This is a genomic window from Hanamia caeni, assembly GCF_003721595.1.
In the GTDB taxonomy this organism is placed as follows: domain Bacteria; phylum Bacteroidota; class Bacteroidia; order Chitinophagales; family Chitinophagaceae; genus Ginsengibacter; species Ginsengibacter caeni.
Map to the genome: position 1 here is coordinate 1 of NZ_RJJR01000043.1, position 2,027 is coordinate 2,027.

At 39.4% G+C, this 2,027-nt stretch carries 1 protein-coding gene; it reads left to right on the plus strand.

Features of this window, described 5'->3' with window-relative positions:
• Nucleotides 1–2,027: hypothetical protein (locus tag EFY79_RS21530; protein ID WP_158605271.1), on the plus strand; the 2,027-nt coding region annotated here is incomplete at both ends.

A 2,027-nucleotide genomic window follows, 5' to 3' on the forward strand; every position in this document is an offset into this window, starting at 1 on the left:
GATACCGCTGCGATGCTGAGTCCTTATGCAAATGCATCGGCAGTAAATAACTCGATAGCAACCAAAGTAAATATTTCCGACACTGCTTCCATGCTGGGTTCTTATGCAAGAACACAGCGCATGATTGATTCTTTGAGTTTGGTTCAAAGCAGGTTGAATTTAAAATTAAATATCGCTGATACAGCTGCGATGCTGGCACCATATGCAACAGTGGCCAACTCTACTTCGGCTTTAAATACCAAAGTAAATATTTCCGACACCGCTTCCATGTTGGGTTCTTATGCAAGAACACAGCGTATGATTGATTCATTGAGTTTGGTTCAAAGCAGGATCAACTTAAAATTAAATATCGCTGATACCGCTGCTATGCTGAGTCCCTATGCAAATGCATCGGCAGTAAATAACTCGATAGCAACTAAAGTAAATATTTCCGACACTGCTTCCATGTTGGGTTCTTATGCAAGAACGCAGCGCGTGATTGATTCATTGAGTTTGGTGCAAGGCAGGATCAACTTAAAATTAAATATCGCTGACACCGCTGTAATGCTGAGTCCCTATGCAACGATTGCAGGATCCAACGCAGGTTTAAATACCAAAGTAAATATTTCCGATACTGCTTCCATGCTGGGTTCCTATGCAAGAACGCAGCGTATGATTGATTCTTTGAGTTTGGTGCAAAGCAGAATTAATTTAAAATTAAATATTGCTGACACCGCTTCCATGCTTGCACCGTATGCAAATGCATCAACAGTAAATAATTCAATTGCAACCAAATTAAATATTTCAGATACTGCTTCCATGCTGAGTTCTTATGCCAGAACACAGCGCATGATTGATTCTTTGAGTTTGGTGCAAAGCAGGTTGAATTTAAAATTAAATCTTGCGGATACGGCCGCAATGCTTGCACCTTATGCAAATGCATCAACAGTAAATAATTCGATAGCGACTAAATTAAATATTGCGGACACGGCTTCCATGCTAAGTTCTTATGTCAGAACGCAGCGCATGATTGATTCATTAAGTTTAGTTCAAAGCAGGTTGAATTTAAAATTAAATCTCGCTGATACGGCGGCGATGCTTGCGTCTTATGCAAATGCATCAACTGTAAATAATTCAATTGCCACTAAAGTAAATATTTCTGATACGGCTGCAATGCTCAGCACTTATGCAAAAACACAGCGCATGATTGATTCATTAAGTTTGGTTCAAAGCAGGTTGAATCTAAAATTAAATATCGCTGACACCGCTGCAATGCTTGCGCCGTACGCGAATGCATCAACAGTAAATAATTCAATTGCCACCAAATTAAATATTTCAGATACTGCTTCCATGTTGAGTACTTATGCCAGGACTCAGCGCATGATTGATTCTTTAAGTTTGGTTCAAAGCAGGTTGAATTTAAAATTAAATCTTGCGGATACGGCCGCAATGCTTGCACCTTATGCAAATGCATCAACTGTAAATAATTCAATTGCCACTAAATTAAATATTTCGGATACGGCGTCAATGTTGAGCAGTTATGCAAGAACTCAGCGCATGATCGATTCATTAAGTTTGGTTCAAAGTAGGTTGAATTTAAAATTAAATATCGCGGACACCGCTACAATGCTTGCGCCGTATGCAAATGCATCAATCGTCAATAATTCGATTGCCACTAAAGTAAATATTTCTGATACGGCTGCAATGCTCAGCACTTATGCCAGAACCCAACAGATGATCGATTCATTAAGTTTGGTTCAAAGCAGGATCAACTTAAAATTAAATATCGCTGACACCGCTGCGATGCTTGCACCATATGCAACAGTAGCCAACTCTACTTCAGGTTTAAATACCAAAGTAAATATTTCCGACACTGCTTCCATGTTGGGTTCTTATGCAAGAACGCAACGCATGATTGATTCTTTGAGCCTGGTTGGAAGCAGGTTGAATTTAAAATTAAATATCGCTGATACCGCTGCGATGCTGAGTCCTTATGCAAATGCGTCGACAGTAAATAACTCGATAGCAACCAAGTTAAATATTTCCGA